The 16,677-nt window shown below is 64.3% G+C and carries 15 protein-coding genes; 7 read left to right on the top strand and 8 right to left on the bottom strand.

Annotated elements, in window-relative coordinates; translation table 11 throughout:
- Positions 1–6: 6 nt before the first annotated feature.
- Positions 7–672 (bottom strand): ribonuclease T, encoded by a 666-nt coding sequence (rnt, locus tag HOP53_RS05640; protein WP_234269103.1) that lies wholly within the window; start codon positions 670–672, stop codon positions 7–9.
- Between the two features lie 200 nt (positions 673–872).
- Here rnt and HOP53_RS05635 point away from each other — a divergent pair, with 200 nt between their 5' ends.
- The 3 genes from HOP53_RS05635 (at position 873) to HOP53_RS05625 (ending at position 3,867) form a co-directional block, all read left to right on the top strand.
- Positions 873–2,093, top strand: a complete 1,221-nt coding sequence (locus HOP53_RS05635; protein ID WP_234269102.1) for an argininosuccinate synthase — start codon at positions 873–875, stop codon at positions 2,091–2,093.
- 235 nt (positions 2,094–2,328) lie between these two features.
- The gene (locus tag HOP53_RS05630) at positions 2,329–2,628 is read left to right on the top strand and encodes an HlyU family transcriptional regulator (RefSeq protein WP_234269101.1); all 300 of its coding nucleotides are present in this window, start codon (positions 2,329–2,331) and stop codon (positions 2,626–2,628) included.
- 111 nt (positions 2,629–2,739) lie between these two features.
- Positions 2,740–3,867 (top strand): DUF294 nucleotidyltransferase-like domain-containing protein, encoded by a 1,128-nt coding sequence (locus tag HOP53_RS05625; RefSeq protein ID WP_234269100.1) that lies wholly within the window; start codon positions 2,740–2,742, stop codon positions 3,865–3,867.
- A gap of 37 nt (positions 3,868–3,904) precedes the next feature.
- Here the strand turns inward: HOP53_RS05625 and HOP53_RS05620 are convergent, their stop codons facing one another.
- From HOP53_RS05620 to HOP53_RS05595, 6 genes are all read right to left on the bottom strand, one after another.
- Positions 3,905–5,902: a methyl-accepting chemotaxis protein gene (locus HOP53_RS05620; protein ID WP_234269099.1), complete on the bottom strand. Its 1,998-nt coding sequence runs from the start codon at positions 5,900–5,902 to the stop codon at positions 3,905–3,907.
- A gap of 293 nt (positions 5,903–6,195) precedes the next feature.
- Positions 6,196–8,961, bottom strand: a complete 2,766-nt coding sequence (locus HOP53_RS05615) for a sensor histidine kinase (protein WP_234269098.1) — start codon at positions 8,959–8,961, stop codon at positions 6,196–6,198.
- A gap of 4 nt (positions 8,962–8,965) precedes the next feature.
- Complete coding sequence (locus tag HOP53_RS05610; RefSeq protein WP_234269097.1) at positions 8,966–9,172, bottom strand: hypothetical protein; 207 nt, start codon at positions 9,170–9,172, stop codon at positions 8,966–8,968.
- Complete coding sequence (locus HOP53_RS05605; protein WP_234269096.1) at positions 9,163–11,226, bottom strand: 3'-5' exonuclease; 2,064 nt, start codon at positions 11,224–11,226, stop codon at positions 9,163–9,165. The genes HOP53_RS05610 and HOP53_RS05605 overlap by 10 nt, the downstream gene beginning before the upstream one ends.
- On the bottom strand, positions 11,226–11,597 hold the full coding sequence (locus HOP53_RS05600) for a response regulator transcription factor (RefSeq protein WP_234269095.1): 372 nt from the start codon (positions 11,595–11,597) through the stop codon (positions 11,226–11,228). The genes HOP53_RS05605 and HOP53_RS05600 overlap by 1 nt, the downstream gene beginning before the upstream one ends.
- Before the next feature lie 136 nt (positions 11,598–11,733).
- Complete coding sequence (locus HOP53_RS05595; protein ID WP_086510022.1) at positions 11,734–12,021, bottom strand: hypothetical protein; 288 nt, start codon at positions 12,019–12,021, stop codon at positions 11,734–11,736.
- Between the two features lie 295 nt (positions 12,022–12,316).
- On the opposite strand from HOP53_RS05595, the gene HOP53_RS05590 reads away from it, so the two are divergent.
- The 4 genes from HOP53_RS05590 (at position 12,317) to HOP53_RS05575 (ending at position 15,938) form a co-directional block, all read left to right on the top strand.
- Complete coding sequence (locus tag HOP53_RS05590) at positions 12,317–13,993, top strand: carbon starvation CstA family protein (RefSeq protein ID WP_234269094.1); 1,677 nt, start codon at positions 12,317–12,319, stop codon at positions 13,991–13,993.
- A gap of 15 nt (positions 13,994–14,008) precedes the next feature.
- Positions 14,009–14,311 (top strand): cory-CC-star protein, encoded by a 303-nt coding sequence (locus HOP53_RS05585; RefSeq protein ID WP_010628854.1) that lies wholly within the window; start codon positions 14,009–14,011, stop codon positions 14,309–14,311.
- A gap of 36 nt (positions 14,312–14,347) precedes the next feature.
- Entirely contained in the window at positions 14,348–15,355 is a 1,008-nt protein-coding gene (locus HOP53_RS05580) for an ArsA family ATPase (protein WP_234269093.1), read from the top strand.
- A 166-nt stretch (positions 15,356–15,521) separates the two neighbouring features.
- Positions 15,522–15,938 carry a ketosteroid isomerase-related protein gene (locus HOP53_RS05575; protein ID WP_234269092.1) on the top strand — a complete coding sequence of 139 codons (417 nt, stop codon included), beginning with the start codon at positions 15,522–15,524 and terminating at the stop codon, positions 15,936–15,938.
- Here the strand turns inward: HOP53_RS05575 and HOP53_RS05570 are convergent.
- Positions 15,924–16,673, bottom strand: a complete 750-nt coding sequence (locus HOP53_RS05570; protein ID WP_234269091.1) for a YdcF family protein — start codon at positions 16,671–16,673, stop codon at positions 15,924–15,926. The genes HOP53_RS05575 and HOP53_RS05570 overlap by 15 nt on opposite strands.
- Positions 16,674–16,677: the final 4 nt, after the last annotated feature.

The raw sequence follows: 16,677 nt of genomic DNA, 5'->3' as shown, positions 1-16,677 counted from the left end.
AGGGCGTCAGAGTTCCTCGAAGCCTTGCTCACGCTGCGCCAGCGCCCAGCCGCCGAGGTCCTTGTAGCGGTTGACGATGGCACAGAACAGCTCGGCGGTGCGCTCGGTGTCGTAGCGCGCCGAGTGCGCCTCCTGATTGTCGAAGGGAATGCCCGCCGCGCGGCAGGCTCGGGCCAGCACCGTCTGGCCGTAGACCAGCCCCGAGAGGCTGGCGGTGTCGAAGCTGGAGAAAGGGTGGAAGGGGTTGCGCTTGATGCCGCTGCGGTTGACCGCGGCGTTGAGGAAGCCGTGGTCGAAGGCGGCGTTGTGGCCCACCAGTACGGCGCGGGTGCAGCCGTGGGACTTGATCGCCTTGCGCACCGGGCGAAAGATCTCGCCCAGGGCTTCGGCCTCGGAGAGCGCGACCTTCTGGCGCAGCGGGTCGTCGAGCTTGATACCGGTGAAGTCGAGCGCCGACTGCTCCACATTGGCGCCGGCGAAGGGCTGCACATGGTAGGCGTAGGTGGCGTCGGGCATCAGGTTGCCTTCCGGGTCCATCGTCAGCGTCACCGCAGCGATCTCGAGAATGGCGTCGCGTTCGGCGTTGAAACCGCCGGTTTCCAGATCTACCACTACCGGCAGGAAACTGCGAAACCGCTGGGCCATCAACTCGCGGGTGATCGCCTCGCTCATACGCCTCTCCTCATCACTTCCCTCTCACTGCCTGTCGCTGTCATCGTGTCGCCGTGGTGCTGGCCTGCCATGGCCAGGCCGCCGCGTTTGGAGCAAAAGTCTATCAGCTTGGCTGCGATACGTCCTGTCGCCGGTATTCGCCGGACGGCAGCCACGCTATACTGCTCGCTCTGTGTCGTTTACCTGAGAGGAGCCCCCGAATGTCCGATGTCAAGAAGGTCGTGCTTGCCTATTCCGGCGGCCTGGACACGTCCGTCATCGTCAAGTGGTTGCAGGAAACCTACAACTGCGAAGTCGTGACCTTTACCGCCGACATCGGTCAGGGCGAGGAAGTCGAGCCGGCGCGCGCCAAGGCCCAGGCGCTGGGTGTGAAGGAGATCTACATCGAGGATCTGCGCGAAGAGTTCGTGCGCGACTACGTCTATCCGATGTTCCGTGCCAACACCATCTACGAGGGGGAGTACCTGCTGGGTACCTCCATCGCGCGTCCGCTGATCGCCAAGCGTCTGATCGAGATCGCCAACGAGACCGGGGCCGATGCCATCTCCCATGGCGCCACCGGCAAGGGTAACGACCAGGTGCGTTTCGAGATGGGCGCCTATGCGCTCAAGCCTGGCGTCAAGGTGATCGCGCCGTGGCGCGAGTGGGACCTCACTTCCCGCGAGAAGCTGATGGCCTACTGCGAGCAGCACGACATTCCCGTCGACTTCTCCAAGAGCAAGAAGAAGTCGCCGTACTCCATGGATGCCAACCTGCTGCACATCTCCTATGAGGGCGGCATCCTCGAGGATCCGTGGGCCGAGGCCGAGGAGGACATGTGGCGATGGAGCGTGTCGCCCGAGGCCGCGCCGGATGCGCCCACCTACGTCGAGCTCACCTATGACAAGGGTGATGTCGTCGCCATTGACGGCAAGCCGATGAAGCCCCACGAAGTACTCGAGAAGCTCAACAAGTTGGGCGGCGACAACGGTATCGGCCGTCTCGACATCGTCGAGAACCGCTACGTCGGCATGAAGTCCCGCGGCTGCTACGAAACACCTGGCGGCACCATCATGCTGCGCGCCCACCGCGCCATCGAATCGATCACCCTCGACCGTGAGGAAGCTCACCTCAAGGACGAGCTGATGCCCAAGTACGCCAAAGTGATCTACAACGGCTACTGGTGGAGCCCGGAGCGTCGCATGCTCCAGGCCGCCATCGACGAGACCCAGAAGAACGTCTGTGGCGTGGTGCGCATGAAGCTCTACAAGGGCAGTGCCACCGTAGTCGGTCGCAAGTCCGAGCAGTCCTTGTTCGACGAGTCCATCGCCACCTTCGAGGACGATGCCGGCGCCTACAATCAGAAGGATGCCGAGGGCTTCATCAAGCTCAACGCCCTGCGTCTGCGGATTGCGGCCGGTAAGGGCCGCCAACAGAGCTAAGGAAACGCTGATTTATTGCTGCGCTCGATATCTTGGCCGCCAGCGGTGCTCGAAATCCTCACCTAGTACCGCATAGGCTCCGGTTTCTGTGCTCCGGTGGCGGCCAACCTCTCTTCGCTCGCGACATAAATCAGACGTTCCCTGATGAATGTCGGCGCCGGCCAGTGGCCGGCGCTGTCGTTTGGAAAGCTCGTAGGGAAGAATTAGTTGGGGAAAAACGGTAGGGGAGAGAACGATGCTGAAGAAACTCTTGGGTGGCCTGTTCGGCAGCGGTGACGCCAAGTCGGCTACGGCCAAGGCCGCCGAGCCGGTGGAGTACAATGGCTACCAGATCGTCTCGGAGCCGGTCGAGCAGGGTGGCCAGTACCGCGTCAGCGGCTGGATTCGCAAGCCGGGTGCCGACGGCGAGGCGCTAGAGCATCGCTTCGAGCGCTCCGATCTGGTGCCGGGGCGTGAGGCCTGCGACCAGCTGATGGTGAGCAAGGCGCAGCGCTACATCGATCAGGTCGGCGACGGCATGTTCGAGCCGCGCTGAGGCAGGTCGCACCCAGGGGCTGCGCCCCATCCTCATCCCTTGGCCCAAGTGTGTGGCGGTGCTGGTCTCGATACACTAGCTCCTAATACACATGAGTGGTGGGGAGACGACATGCAACTACTCCATCGGGCCTCGCCCTGGCGTGAACTCTTCGCAGACGATACGCTACCGGCGCCGGCAACATTGCTGGCGCCACTGTGCGAAGCGCTCGAGGAGCTCGGTACGTCGCCCGATCTTCCTGCCGCCCATGCCTGGCAGCCCCGGCTGGTCGAGGCGCTCGAGCGGCTGGACCTGCCCGCCTGGCGCATCAGCCAGCTGATCAGCGATCACAACGAACTCCTCTACCGGCGTGCCATTCACCTCACGCTCAACGAGATGCAGGGGCAGGGCTGGGGCAAGCCACCAGTGGCGTTCTGCGTACTGACGCTGGGTTCCGCCGGGCGTCACGAAAGCCTGCTGGGGCCCGATCAGGACAATGCCATGATCGTGGCCGACTACCCGGATGCCCGCCACACCGAGATCGACGGCTTCTTCCAGGCGCTGGGCGAACGCTTCACCGCCCGCCTCGATGAGGCGGGCATACCGTTGTGCAACGGCCATGTGATGGCACGCTGGCCGATGTGGCGCAAGCGTCTCTCCGAATGGTGCGAGCAGCTCAGCCTGTGGACCCAGGATCGGCGGGTCAAGCGCGTACAGCAGAGCAATATCCTGCTCGACTTTCACCCCGCTTTCGGCGATGCCGGCCTGGCCACGGCACTAGCCGAGCATGTTCGGCTCATCATGCCTGGGGCCGGTCTGTTCCTCGACGAGATGGCGAACCTGCTCGATGAACTGCCGGTGGCGCTGGACCGCTTCGGGCGGCTGGCAGGCGACGGCGACGGTGCACCCCACGAGAATGCCCTGAACCTCAAGCGCCAGGGGCTGCTACCGCTGGTCAATGCCGTGCGCCTGTTGGCGTTGCGCCATGGTGTGAGCGTGCCCGATACGCGCCTGCGGCTGCCTGCGCTGGTGCTCAAGGGGGCTCTGACAGCGCAGCAGGCTAGAGCGGGCATAGCGGCGTTGGACCGCCTGCAGGAGCTGCTGCTGCAAGCGCAGCTGGCGAGCCTGAAGGCGGGTGGGGCGCCGGATGGTTGGGTCGATGCGACCCGGCTGGAGGAGGACCAGCGGCTGCTGCTGCGTCACGACATGCAGGTCATCCGCCGCCTGGTGCGAACGGCACAGAGCGCAAGCGGCAGGTAGCCGTAGCCAAGGGCGGCTACCTGCCGTGAGACAGGCGTTAGAAGGTTTCCCACTCCTCTTCGGCTTTCTTCTCACGCTTTCGGGGCTGTGGCTTCGGATCCACCGGTCGCGACGTGACGGATGGGGTTGCCGGAAGCGCGCGCTGCGGTTGGGCTCTAGGCGTCGAAACGCTGTTGGCAGGCGCATCGCCCAGAACGAAAGTGGACATCAGTTCGTCGAGCAGGCGTGCATTCTCGTGCATGGTGGCTGCCAGGCTGGCACTCTGATTGACCATGGCGGCGTTCTGTTGCGTCATGGTGTCCATCTCGGCCACTGCCGTATTGACCTGTTCGATGCCCGCGGTCTGCTCCCGTGCGCCGGCAGTGATCTCGCTGATCACATCCGACACCTGAACCACGCTCTGGCGCAGTTCCATCATCCGCTCGACGACCGCCTGCACGATCTCGCTACCCTCCTGCGTATGCTTGACCGAGGTATCGATCAATCCGCGGATGTCCTTTGCCGCATCGGACGAGCGACTGGCCAGGTTGCGCACCTCCTGCGCCACCACCGCGAAACCGCGCCCGTGCTCGCCGGCACGAGCCGCCTCCACCGAGGCGTTGAGGGCCAGGATGTTGGTCTGGAAGGCGATGGAGTCGATCAGGCCGATGATGTTGCTGATCTTGTTGGCCGATTCATCGATGGCTGCCATCTTGCTGCGCATTTCGGTCATCGCCTCGTTGCCGCGTTCGGCCACGCTCGCCGCATTCACGGCCAGTCCATTGGCTTGCTCGGAAGCCTGAGCCGTGTGCGATACGGTGGAGTGAATCTCTTCCATAGAGGCAGAGGTCTCCTGCAGATTGGCTGCGGCCTGCTCGGTGCGCGATGAGAGTTCCTGAGTACCATCGGCGATGTCGCCTGCGCCGGCCAGCACCGTCCGGGCATTCTCGCGTACCTGAAGCAGCGTCTTCTGCATACGCTCGACGAAGGCGTTGAACTGGAAGGCGAGTTGGCCCACCTCGTCCTGGCTGTCCACCTGCAGGCGCTGAGTCAAATCGCCCTTGCCCTGGGCGATGTCGGCCATGGCAAGCGTGGTACGGCGGATGGGAGAGAGTACCTTGCGTGCCGAGATTGCCACGATGGTCAGCAGCAGCGCCAGCGTGGCAACGCCGGCGAGCAGCAGCGAGAAGAGAAGATTGCTGCTGACACGGGTGAAAACGGTATTGGGAATGGCGGCAGCCAGTACCCAGCCATCGGTTCCGTCTATGGGGTGCCACACCATGGTCTCGGCGCCACCGAAGGGCGAGATGACCCGGCCGATGCCGGGCTCGCCCGCCATCATCTGCCGACCCAACGCATTGGCTCCCGTGAATCCGGCCTGGTCGGCTTCGGTGACCCGTAGCTCCATACGAACATCTGGGTCCGGGTGGGCAACCACCACGCCGGTGCGGTCGACCATGTAGCCGTAGCTGCCTTCGCCAGCGTCGATAGCCGAGGTGATATCGGAAACCGCCGCCATGGAGAGTGTGATGCCCAGCAGCCCGATGCGATTGCCGCGGTCATCGAAGATCGTTTCGGCGACGATGGCCGTCGGCTTACCGCTGACCAACGATAGCACCGGGTTGCCTAGCAGCCGGTCAGCCGTACCGTCGACGACCAGCTCCTTGAAGTAGCCGCGACTCGAGATGTCTGCCCGGGCGCCGGTATGGGTAATGGTGTCGCCAGTGGCATCGGCAAAGTAGAACGACTCGATGGTGGCATCGCCAGGGTGGCGGGACTCCAGCCATTCGAGATGCGACTCGACGTCGACGGATGCGGTCAGGCGTTCGTCCTTGGCCAGCCCGCTCAGCAGGGTGCGGTAGCCGGCGATCCAGCGTCCTATCTCGTCGGCGCGGGCCTCAACCTGGCGCATGCTGGTGTTCTCCACCATGGGGGGAATGGCGGCGTTGAGTTGGGTATGCACGATGACGCCAAGGGCCAGGAATGCCGCCAGCAGTGGCAGGCCGATGGCACCGAGCAGTTTTTGCGTAAGGGTCAAGCGGGACAATGCTCTCATTTGGGGCTCTCTTGCAGGCTCTTTTCTTTGGTAGTCGGGTCCCGTTCCGCCGAAGCAATGCGTTCGGACTGGCTTGCGGCCGCCTTTCGCCTGGTGGGCGAAATGTGCCGAAGCAAGTTGCAGTGTTGTCGTTATGAAATGCGACGAACGGCTTGATGGAGAGATGGCCGGGGCCACTCAACACGGACGGTATCGGCCGACACCTAAGTTACTTTAGAATTTGCGCAAAATTTGCCGTCGGAAGGTAAGCAACGCCCTGGTCTTGCCTGAAAGCCGCCAAGTGCCGGCGCCGTTCAGGCAGAGCCCTGTGTTTCTTCGGGTTTGGTTTCCGCGGCTGCCACGGGCAGCTCCATGACCAGACAGGCGCCCTTCAGCGTGGGAGCGTCGTCGACCCATAGCCGGCCGCCAAGATGGCTGATGATGCCCCGACTGATGGGCAGCCCCAGCCCGCTGCCACGCGGGCGGCCACGAGCCTTGCCGCTGGCGCCGCCATAGCGCTTGATCTGATGGAACTTCTCGAACACCCGCTCGCGCTCCTCGGGACCGATGCCCGGCCCGTTGTCTTCCACGCTCATGCGAAAGCACTGCTCGTGGCGGGTCAGGTGGAGGCGCACTCTGGGGCTCTCGTCGTCGGCGAACTTGCCCGCATTGTCGAGCAGATTGATGATCACCTGCTCCAGGCGGTCGGGGTCGCCGACGATGGGCGCTTCTTCGAGTTCCATGTCGACTTCGAGGGAGACGCCACGGTCCTCCTGCAGCCGGTGCACGGCATCCACGCTGTGGCGTATCAGCGCCACCAGGTCGAGACGCTGAGGGGTCAGCGTCAGTCGTCCGCTCTCCAGACGTGCCAGATCGAGGATCTCCTCGATCAAGCGCGACAGGCGCTGACTCTCCAGCACCACCACCTCGAGGAAGTGGACGCGCTTCTCTTCCGGCAGGTCCTTTCCGTCGCGCAGGATCTCGGCGAAGGCGCGTATCGAGGTGAGCGGGGTGCGCAGCTCGTGGCTTACCATGGCCACGAATTCGTCTTTCAACCGGTCCAGCTCTCTCAGACGTTCGTTGGCGGCGCGCAGCTCCTCACCGATCCGCGCCAGCTCGTGGGACTTCTGCTCCAGGCGACGGTTGTACTCCAGGGTCTGCGAGGTGGTATCGAGAATGCTGAGAATGGACTCAAGATCCAGCGCCTCGCCGCGCACCACTGAGTTAATCAACACCCGTGCGGAAGCGCTGCCCAGTGCCCCCGAAAGGGCCTGCTCGGCGCGGGCGATCAGAGCCGGCGGGGCAGGTGCGTCATCGGCAGGGTTACCGTGCTGGTCGGCCAGGATTCTTGCTGTTGCGCTGGCCCCCAGGTAGCGGCTGAGCAGGCTCTGCAGTTCGCCGCGGGTGGTCTGGCCGCGCCACAGCGAAGTGTGCTGCAGTCCCGGGTTCATCGCCTCGGTGAACAACGCCGCCTGGGTCTGTTCCACCGGGCTCTGGCGGGTGAACAGCGACACCCCCACCAGCAGCCCGACGTTGGCCAGCAAACTCCACATCAGCGAGTGACTATAAATGTCGAAACCCTCCACGCCGAACAGCGCATAGGGGCGCAGCCACGCCTGACCCAGCAGGCCTTGCTCCAGGAAGCTGGCATCCAGCCATCCCGACTGGGCGAAGCCCGGCAGCAGCAGGGTGTAGAACCAGATGATGAAGCCGGCCAACAGGCCCAGCGTGGCCCCGGCGCGTGTCGCTCCGCGCCAGTACATGCCGATCAGCATGGCCGGGGCGAACTGGGCGGCACCGACGAACGAGACCAGGCCGATGGTCACCAGGCTGTAGGAGTCGCCGATCAGCGCGTGATAGAGATAGCCCATCAGCAGAATCAGCACGATGGCCACCCGGCGAATGCCGAGCAGCCAGCCGGCGAGCTCCCCCTGAGAGCTCAGATGCAGCCGCTTGGAGCGCAGCAGCAGCGGCATCATCAGCTGGTTGCTGACCATGGTGGAAAGCGCGATGGTTTCCACGATCACCATGCCGGTGGCGGCCGAAAGCCCGCCGATGAATACCAGTAGCGGAATGCCTTCGATGCCCGCCGAGAGCGGCAGCGTGAGCACGAAACTGTCGGGGTCGCTGTTGCCCACCGGCAGCAGCAGGCCGGCCATGGCAATGGGGATGACGAAGATGTTGATCGCCACCAGGTAGAGCGGAAACAGCCAGCTGGCGCGCTCCAGGTGGCGCTCATCTACGTTCTCCACCACCAGCACCTGAAACTGGCGGGGCAGGGTGAGGAAGGCGAGAAAGGCAAGCACCAGCGTGCCCACCCAGCCGATGGCGCCACCGGGCACGGCATCGAGTCCCAGCACCCCGCTGAGCTCGGGGGTTTCCGCTACCTGGCGGAACAGATCGCCCGGGCCATTGAACAGCACGAAAACCACGAACACGCCCACCGTGAGGAAGGCGACCAGCTTGACCAGCGACTCGAAGGCGATGGCGGCGACCATGCCTTCATGGCGTTCGCTGGCGTCCAGGTGACGGGTGCCGAACAGAATGATGAAGACCGCCAGCACCAAGGCCACCCAGAACGATTTGTCGACCCAGAAGCTCTCGTCGGCGAGACGGAATTCGGCGGCATCGGGGTAGTTGACCAGTACCGCGTGGCTGAGGGTGATCGCCTTGAGCTGCAAGGCGATATAGGGGGTAATGCCGATCAGGGCAATGATGGCCACCAGCGCCCCAAGGCCGGAACTCTTGCCATAGCGGGCGCTGATGAAGTCGGCGATGGAGGTGATTCGCTGGGTGCTGGCGATTCTGACCATTTTGCGGATCAGCATCGGTGCCATCAGCATGGCCAGGGTTGGCCCCAGATAGATGAGCAGGAAACTCGGGCCGAATTCCGCGGCTCGCCCCACGCTGCCGTAGAAGGTCCAGGCGGTGCAGTAGACGGCGATCGACAGAGCATAGACGGTGGGCGAGCCGATGATGGAACGGCCCTGCTCGGCGCGTCGGTCGCCCCAGGCGGCGATCACGAACAGCAGTGCCAGGTAGCCGAAGGCGACCGTCAGCACCGTCGGATCGGTTCTCATCGTGTCAGTCGTCCTCCCGCCGGTGCTCCATCAGCCAGGCGGCCAGGGCAATCACCAGCAACCAGGCCACGAAGATATAGAGAGGCAGCCACGACAGGGTGGCGGCAGGAGAACGGTCGAAGATCAGCACCAACGGCGGCGAGAATAGCAGCACAGCCAGTCCGATCAGCGCCATCAGTCTGGCCCGAGGTGTGGAGGAGTCTATGTGCATGCGTCCTCCTTGTCGAAGGCGGTGGCCTGCAGGGCCAGCACTTGCTCCAGGGTCTCGATGCCACGTGCCTCCAGCCGCGGCAGCAGTGACAGCCACAGCTCGGCCGTCACGCGAGCATCGCCCAGCGCCGTATGGCGTGTGCCCGGCGGGAAGCTCAGGTGGTAGCGATCGGCCAGGGTATCCAGGTCGTGCCCGTCCAGGCTTTCGTCCAGCGCCCGCGAGAGCAGCAGAGTATCGAGGACCGGCATCTCGAGTGCGGTGCCGCTGCCTGGCGACTGCAGAGCCAGCAGATCGAAGGCGGCATTGTGGGCCAGAATCACGGCATCGCCGATGTAATCGCGGAAGCGGGGCAGTGCGACCGGCAACGGTGGAGCACCCGCCACATCGTCGTCGGTGATGCCATGTATCGCTGTGCTGGCCGGGGGGATCGGCTTGCCCGGGTCGACGCGCACGTCGAAGATATCGCTGGCTAACAGCCGAGCATTGACGATGCGGCAGGCGCCGATGCTGATGACCGTATCGCCCCGGCGTAGTTCGAGGCCGGTGGTTTCGGTATCGAAGGCGACGATTTCGAGTGTGCGCAGAGAGCGCCGTGCCAGTTCGGCATCCGGTGGTGGCAGGTCGGCAATGCCGAAATCATGGAACTCCGGACGCGGTGGCAGCTGGCTGGGCGGGGCGCCGACCCGCTCCACCGCCGGTAGCGGCAGCCGCAGGCGGGCATGCTTGCCATCGGGATCCGCCAGGCTCCAGGCGTCGCTGGCGTGCTGCCGTAAAAGATCGCCAACCCTGGGGGAGAGCGGCAGCGTCTCCAGGCGCTGAGCGCACCAGGCCGATAGTTCGCGCTGCGGCAGCGGGCGCCCGGGCCATATCAGGTCGAGATAGACGCGCCGGTTGCCGAGCAGCATTTCACCCTCGAAGCCGGTGCTCCCGGTATGTTCCTGCAGTCGCTCGAGCAATGTTTCGAGCATGACCAGCAACGCCGGGGCGTCGCCCTTGAACCAGGCCGGCATGCCGATGGGCAGGACCTCGATGGGATTGTCGCGTAGCCGCTCGTTGAGCGATTGCCACAGGTCGTTGGACCATAGAGGCACCAGACGCTCGCCCTGCTGTTGCATGTCGTCGATCAGGCGACCCAGGTTGGCAATCTCATGACCGAGGGCGAGGCTCTCCTCCTCGATGACCGCTTCGAGGCGCTGGCGCAGCGTCTCGTCGATATGCCGGGCATGGCGCACGCTGCTCAGTGCTTCGGCAGCGCTGGCCAGGCTGGCTCCGTGGCGGCGCAGCGGCGACATGTGCTCCGCCAGTCCGGCACGGGCACCCATTTCGCTGGTCCATGCGGCAGTGGCGTCGGTCAGGGTCAGCAGCGTTTCGCCATTGCTCTGCGGGACCCGGCGCATGGCGACATGCAGCCAGCGCTCGTTGCACGGCAGCAGCAATTCGCGGGGCGAGCCATCGTCAGGTAGCTGGGCGAGTGAGTCCTGCAGGCTCGATACCGGCAGCAAGGCATCGAGCCGCTTGCCCAGGCCGAGACCAGGGTGCCCATCGAACAAGGTTTCGGCCGCCTGATTGAAGAGAAGCAGACGGCGATGGTGATCGCAAAGCAGCAGGGGAGTATCGAGCACCTGCAGCAGCGTTTCCAGTTCCTGACGTATACGAGCGGCGCTGCGTGCGCCTTCGGCATGGGCCGTGGCAAGGCGCGTCCGGTCGCTGCGCCAGGCTTCGCGCACACGCATCAGGTCGGGCCCCAGGCCGCGCAGCCAGCCTTCTGGGGGGTAATCCTCGCGGGCGTCCGGGTTGGCTACCAGGCGGGCCAGCTGGACCTGAAGATGACGCAGCGGGGTGAACAGCATGCGTTCCAGCAAGAGACCCACCAGGAAGATGGTGCCGCCACCGGAGAAACAGCCCAGCCACAGCACCAGTCTGGCCAGCCCCTCAGGTTGAAACAGGCTATCCAGCCAGGCGGCGAAGATGGCCCCGCCCAGCAGGCTGATACCGCTGAGCAACAGCCACAGGCCGATCAGGCGCTGGCGCTTGGGCAGCTTGCCGCCCTTCATCAGGCATCCTCGGCCAGCAGGGATTTGACTTTTTCTACCAAGGCTTGGGTCGAGAAAGGCTTGGTGACGTAGTCGTCGGCGCCCAGTGCCAGTCCCTTTTCCCGCTCCACCTCGCGGCCGTGAGCGGTGAGCATGATGATGGGAAGCCTGGCGTGGCGGGAATCCTGGCGCAGCTGTTCCAGTACGTCGAAGCCGCTGATGCCGGGCAGGCTGATGTCGAGCAGAATCAGGTCGGGTGGCGACTCCTCGACCTTGGCCAGGGCACCTTCGCCATCCTCAGCCGTGTCCACGTCAAAACCGGCCTGCTGCATCAGGAACTCCAGCGACAGGACGATGTTGGGTTCATCGTCCACCACCAGTACCTTGGCCATGCATTACTCCTCGAAAGGCATTATGTCTTGTTAATCACCAGTCTAGTGTGCAAGCCGAGGGCAGCAAAGACGACCTTGGCAGAAGGGGTTCGGGATTGTCGGAAGCGGAACACCGGGCGGGAGCGAGGACTAGCCTTCAACGGGGTTCGTCGCCGTCCTTTCCGAGATGACGGAACTTCGGTCCCAGGGGGCCGAGCCACAGCCACACCTGCAACAGCACCAGCACCGGCAGCAGCCAGGGCGGGGCGCCGGTGGTGCGGGTCAGGACATGGAAGATCAAGTAGGCGGTGATGCCGGCAACCAGCCCGACCAGGGTGAACGTGAAGGCGCGCGCCTGCCCCGGACGGCGGGTGACCCGGAACAGCAGACCGATGAAGGCGCCGAATGCACCGGCCATGGCGAGTTGGAGCAGACTTTCTGACATGGGGCTCATCGCTTTACGTCGGGACTCTCTGGCAGCGTAACGCGCGCCATTTGATGAGGCTGTACGACCTTGGGTCAACGCGGCGCTTCCGGCTTGGGGGAAATGGACGCCACGACCGTTAGCTACGACTTTAGAGTAATAAAGTGGAATGATTCAGGCCTGAAATTGGACTTGCCGGGCCGCTCTGGTCATCATTTCAGATCAGTGCAACATGCGCTGGACGACCTGACGCTTCGCGAAACATGCGAACCTAGAAGAAAGAAAAAAACACATTCCTCAAAAAGGAGCCGACGGAATGAGTGCTATCGTTCTGCTGATCCTGGGTCTCGGTGGAATGGCCGCGGGGTACTTCCTCTACTCGCGTTTCATTGCCACCAAGATCTATCGCCTCGATCCCGACTTCAAGACGCCTGCTCACGAATACGAAGACGGGGTGGATTTCGTTCCCACCAATCGATTCATTCTCTGGGGCCATCATTTCACTTCGGTGGCCGGTGCCGCTCCCATCGTCGGTCCCGCCATTGCCGTCATCTGGGGCTGGCTGCCGGCCTTCCTGTGGGTCGTGCTGGGCACCATCTTCTTTGCCGGGGTGCACGATTTCGGCGCAATCTGGGCCAGCGTACGCAACAAGGCCAAATCCGTCGGCGCCCTGACCGGTGACGTGGTCGGCAAGCGCGCCCGCAGCATCTTCATGATCGTCATTTTCCTCGTACTGCTGATGGTGAACGCGGTATTCGCCGTGGTCATCGCCGGCTTGATGATGAATTTCTCCACCGCCGTGGTACCGGTATGGGGGGCGATCCTGGTGGCGCTGATCATCGGTCAGCTGATCTATCGGCGCATCCTCAGCCTGCCGGTGGTCTCCGTACTCGGGGTCATCGCGCTGTACGTGCTTATCTTCATCGGCCCAGCGGTGCCGGTACAGATGCCTGCCGAGGTGGGGGCGCTTTCCGGTAACGCCGTGTGGATCCTGATCCTGTTCGGCTACGCGGCGATTGCCTCGCTGCTGCCGGTGTGGGTGCTGCTCCAGCCACGCGACTACATCAACGGCTTGCAGCTTTTCATCGGTCTGATCGTGCTCTACGGCTCGATTCTACTGCTCAACCCGACCCTGGTGGCGCCGGCCATCAATCCGGACGTGCCGGCAGGGACGCCCTCGCTGATACCCTTGCTGTTCGTCACCATTGCCTGTGGCGCCATCTCGGGCTTCCACGGTCTGGTCTCTTCCGGCACCACGTCCAAGCAGCTCAACAAGGAAACCGACGCCCGCTTCGTCGGCTACTTCGGTGCCGTGGGCGAGGGCATGCTGGCGCTGGCCGCCATTCTTGCCGCCACTGCCGGTTTCGCCACCTTCGCCGATTGGCAGGCGATGTACACCGCCTTCGGTCAGGGCGGCGTCAATGCCTTCGTCGAAGGCGGTGCCTACATGATTCATAACGGCCTGGGCCTCAACGAAGTGACGGCGGCCACGCTGCTGACGGTCATGGCGGCGCTGTTTGCCGGTACCACCATGGACACCGGCCTGCGTCTGCAGCGCTATATCTTCCAGGAGTGGGGCGATATCTATAACCAGCCGTGGATGAAGAAGAACGCCCCGGCGACTCTGCTGGCGGTTGGGAGCTGTCTGCTGCTGGCCTTCGGTGCGGGTGGAGCGGACGGCACCGGCGGCATGATCATCTGGCCGCTGTTCGGTACCACCAACCAGCTGCTGGCCGGCCTGACGCTGCTGGTCATCACGGTGATGTTGGTTCGCCTGCGGCGGCCCATGTGGTACACCCTGGTGCCGCTGTGCTTCCTGCTGGTGATGACCATCGCCGCACTGCTGATTCAGCTGCGCGCCTTCTTCGAGCAGGGTAACTACTTCCTGCTGTTCCTCGACATCGTGGTGCTGGTTGCCGCCATCCTGGTCGCCATGGAGTGCGCCTCGGCGCTCAAGCGCTCCAGGGCGGAGATGGCCGAGCAGCAGGAGTGAACCGCGGAGGACGACATGCACGACGATCATGACGATTCGCATGATCCTCGTCTCGAAAGGATTCGGGCCTGGCTCAGCCAGGCCCGTTTCTTCGCCGAGGAGGTCTACTCCTCGCGCTATCGCGGGGCCATTGCCCGGGCCCGCCGTGACGAGGACGATCTGTTCATGCTGCTGGTCTTCTCGGAAATGATGGGCGTGCCCAATCCGGCTGCCTATTACACCCTCGAGCTGCAGCCACTGCTGCTGGAGCGCTTCCATGACTGGCACAAGCGTATGGGCATGGAGAGGTCGCCATTGGATCATTTCAAGTGCTGTTGAGAATCCTGACAGGACGCTCGACACGTAGGATTTGGTATGAAGGATTTGCTTGATAAACGCCTGCTCTGGGTAGGCGGCAAGGGGGGCGTGGGCAAGACCACCGTGGCCGCGTCACTGGCGGTACTGGCGGCGCGACGGGAGCGGCGCGTGCTGGTGGTCTCCACCGATCCGGCGCATAGTCTGGGCGACGTCTTCGACCGTGAGCTGGGCGACGTGCCGCGGCGCCTGCTACCCAACCTCGATGCCATGGAGATCGACCCGGATGCCGAGGTGGAGGCGCACCTGGCGCGGGTCACCGAGCAGATGCGTCGTTTCGCGGCACCGCAGATGATGGCGGAGCTGGAGCGCCAGATGCGCCTGACCCGACAGTCGCCGGGAACCCAGGAGGCGGCGTTGCTGGAGCGGCTCTCGCGGCTCATCACCGCCGAGGATCCCGAGCACGACCTGATCATCTTCGACACTGCCCCCACCGGCCACACTCTGCGCCTGCTCAGCCTGCCCGAGGCCATGGCCGCCTGGACCGACGGCCTGCTGGCCCACAATCGCAAGTCCGAAGAACTGGGCAAGGTGTTGTCACACCTGACGCCCAAGCGCGGGCGCGACGTTGCCACCCCCTTCGACGACCCCCAGGAGGACCCGCTCAGCGGTCTCGACGAGCGCACCCGGGACGTGGCACGCACCCTGATCGAACGGCGCCGGCTCTTCCACCAGGCGCGCCGTCGGGTCGAGGATCCCGAGTGTACCGGCTTTCTTTTCGTGCTGACCCCGGAGCGGCTGCCGATCCTCGAGACCGCCCGCGCCGTGGCGGCACTCGAGGCGGTGAAGATCCCGGTGGCCGGAACGCTGGTCAACCGAGTGATTCCCGACGAGGCCGATGGCGACTTCCTGCGCGCTCGCCGCACGCAGGAGGCCAGCTACCTGGCGCGTATCGACGCCGAGCTGGGCCATCTTCCGCGCCCCCGGCTGCCCTGGCTGCCCACCGACGTACAGGGCCTGGCCACCCTCGAGGACCTGGCCGACCGGCTGGAAGCGATCGGGTTCTGAGAAGAGGGGATGTTTCTGAGAAGGGGCCGTTTCTGGGCAGGGGACCTGAGAACCTGTCGATTGCTGTCGTGGAGCAATAGTCTCGTGTCGGACACGTGGTGTTGTGAAGGCGCCACACTGGCTACACTGGCGCCTTTCGAACCATCGGTGATTGGCAGGAGGGGTCATGTCCGACAGCGTGCAACTGATTGAGGATTACTACGCGGCCTTCAACCGCGGCGATTGGGAGGCAATGCTCGCCTGCCTCGACGAGGCGGTGGTACATGATCTCAACCAGGGTGAGCGGGAGTGCGGTCGCGAGACCTTCCGTGCTTTCCTGGCGCGCATGGATCGAAGCTATGTGGAGCGCCTCGAGGATATCGTCGTCATGGCCACGGCCGACGGCGCCCGGGCGGCCGCTGAATACGTGGTGCACGGCGAGTACCGCGCCACCGATGTAGGGCTGCCGCCGGCTCAGGGCCAGCGTTACGTGCTGCCGGGTGGTGCCTTCTTCGAGGTACGCGGCGGCAAGATCACTCGGGTCACCAATTACTACAACCTGCAGGAGTGGCTGCGCCAGGTGGGAGCTTCAGCGCCGCAGTAGCTGTCGGCGCAGCGCCTGCTCGCCGCGCCCCAGCCACTCGTGCAGCGCCCGGGTGCTTTGGTTGAGGTGATAGGCGCGAGGCAGCCAGGCGGTGAGCCCCGCGGGTGGGGGACTGGTGAATTCGGTTGGCGCCGGCACCACATTCAGCCCCTGCGCCTCGAACTCCGCCACGGCACGCGGCAAGTGCCAGGCCTGTGAGACCAGCGCCACCCGGGCGATGCCGTCGGCGCGCAGCACCTCGGCGCTCAAGCGCGCATTCTCGGCGGTATTGCGGCTGGCGCCCTCCAGCCAGCGCACCGGCACGTCGAACACTTCGCGCAGGGCGGCTGCCATCAGGCTCGCTTCGGCACTGTTTTCGCCATGGACGCGACCGCCACTGACCAGAATCGGTAGTTCGCTCTGGCGATGCAGGTGGGCGCCGTAGGCCAGGCGGCGCCAGGTGGGGTTGGCCGGCGCATCGCCCCAGCCGAATTCGGGGGCGTCGTAGTCGCGCCCACCGCCAAGTATGACGATGGCTTCGACAGTCTCCAGCTGGCTTGGCGAAGGCGGTGAATAGGGCTCGAGCCCCTGGCGCAGAGCATGGCTAGCCATGGGCGTGGCCAGCAACAGCAGGCTGACCAGTCCCAGCATGACCAGCAGAGCGCCAGACAAGCGCCGAATGCCGAGCATCAGGCCCAGCAGGATGAGCAGCGCGTTGAGCGTCGGAGGGAGCAGAAGAATCTTGAGTTCGCTCATGCGG

It is taken from the genome of Billgrantia ethanolica, assembly GCF_021404305.1.
GTDB classification, from domain to species: domain Bacteria; phylum Pseudomonadota; class Gammaproteobacteria; order Pseudomonadales; family Halomonadaceae; genus Halomonas; species Halomonas ethanolica.
The sequence above is the reverse complement of the archived record's forward strand: the minus strand, read 5'-3'. Positions and strand labels throughout refer to the sequence as shown.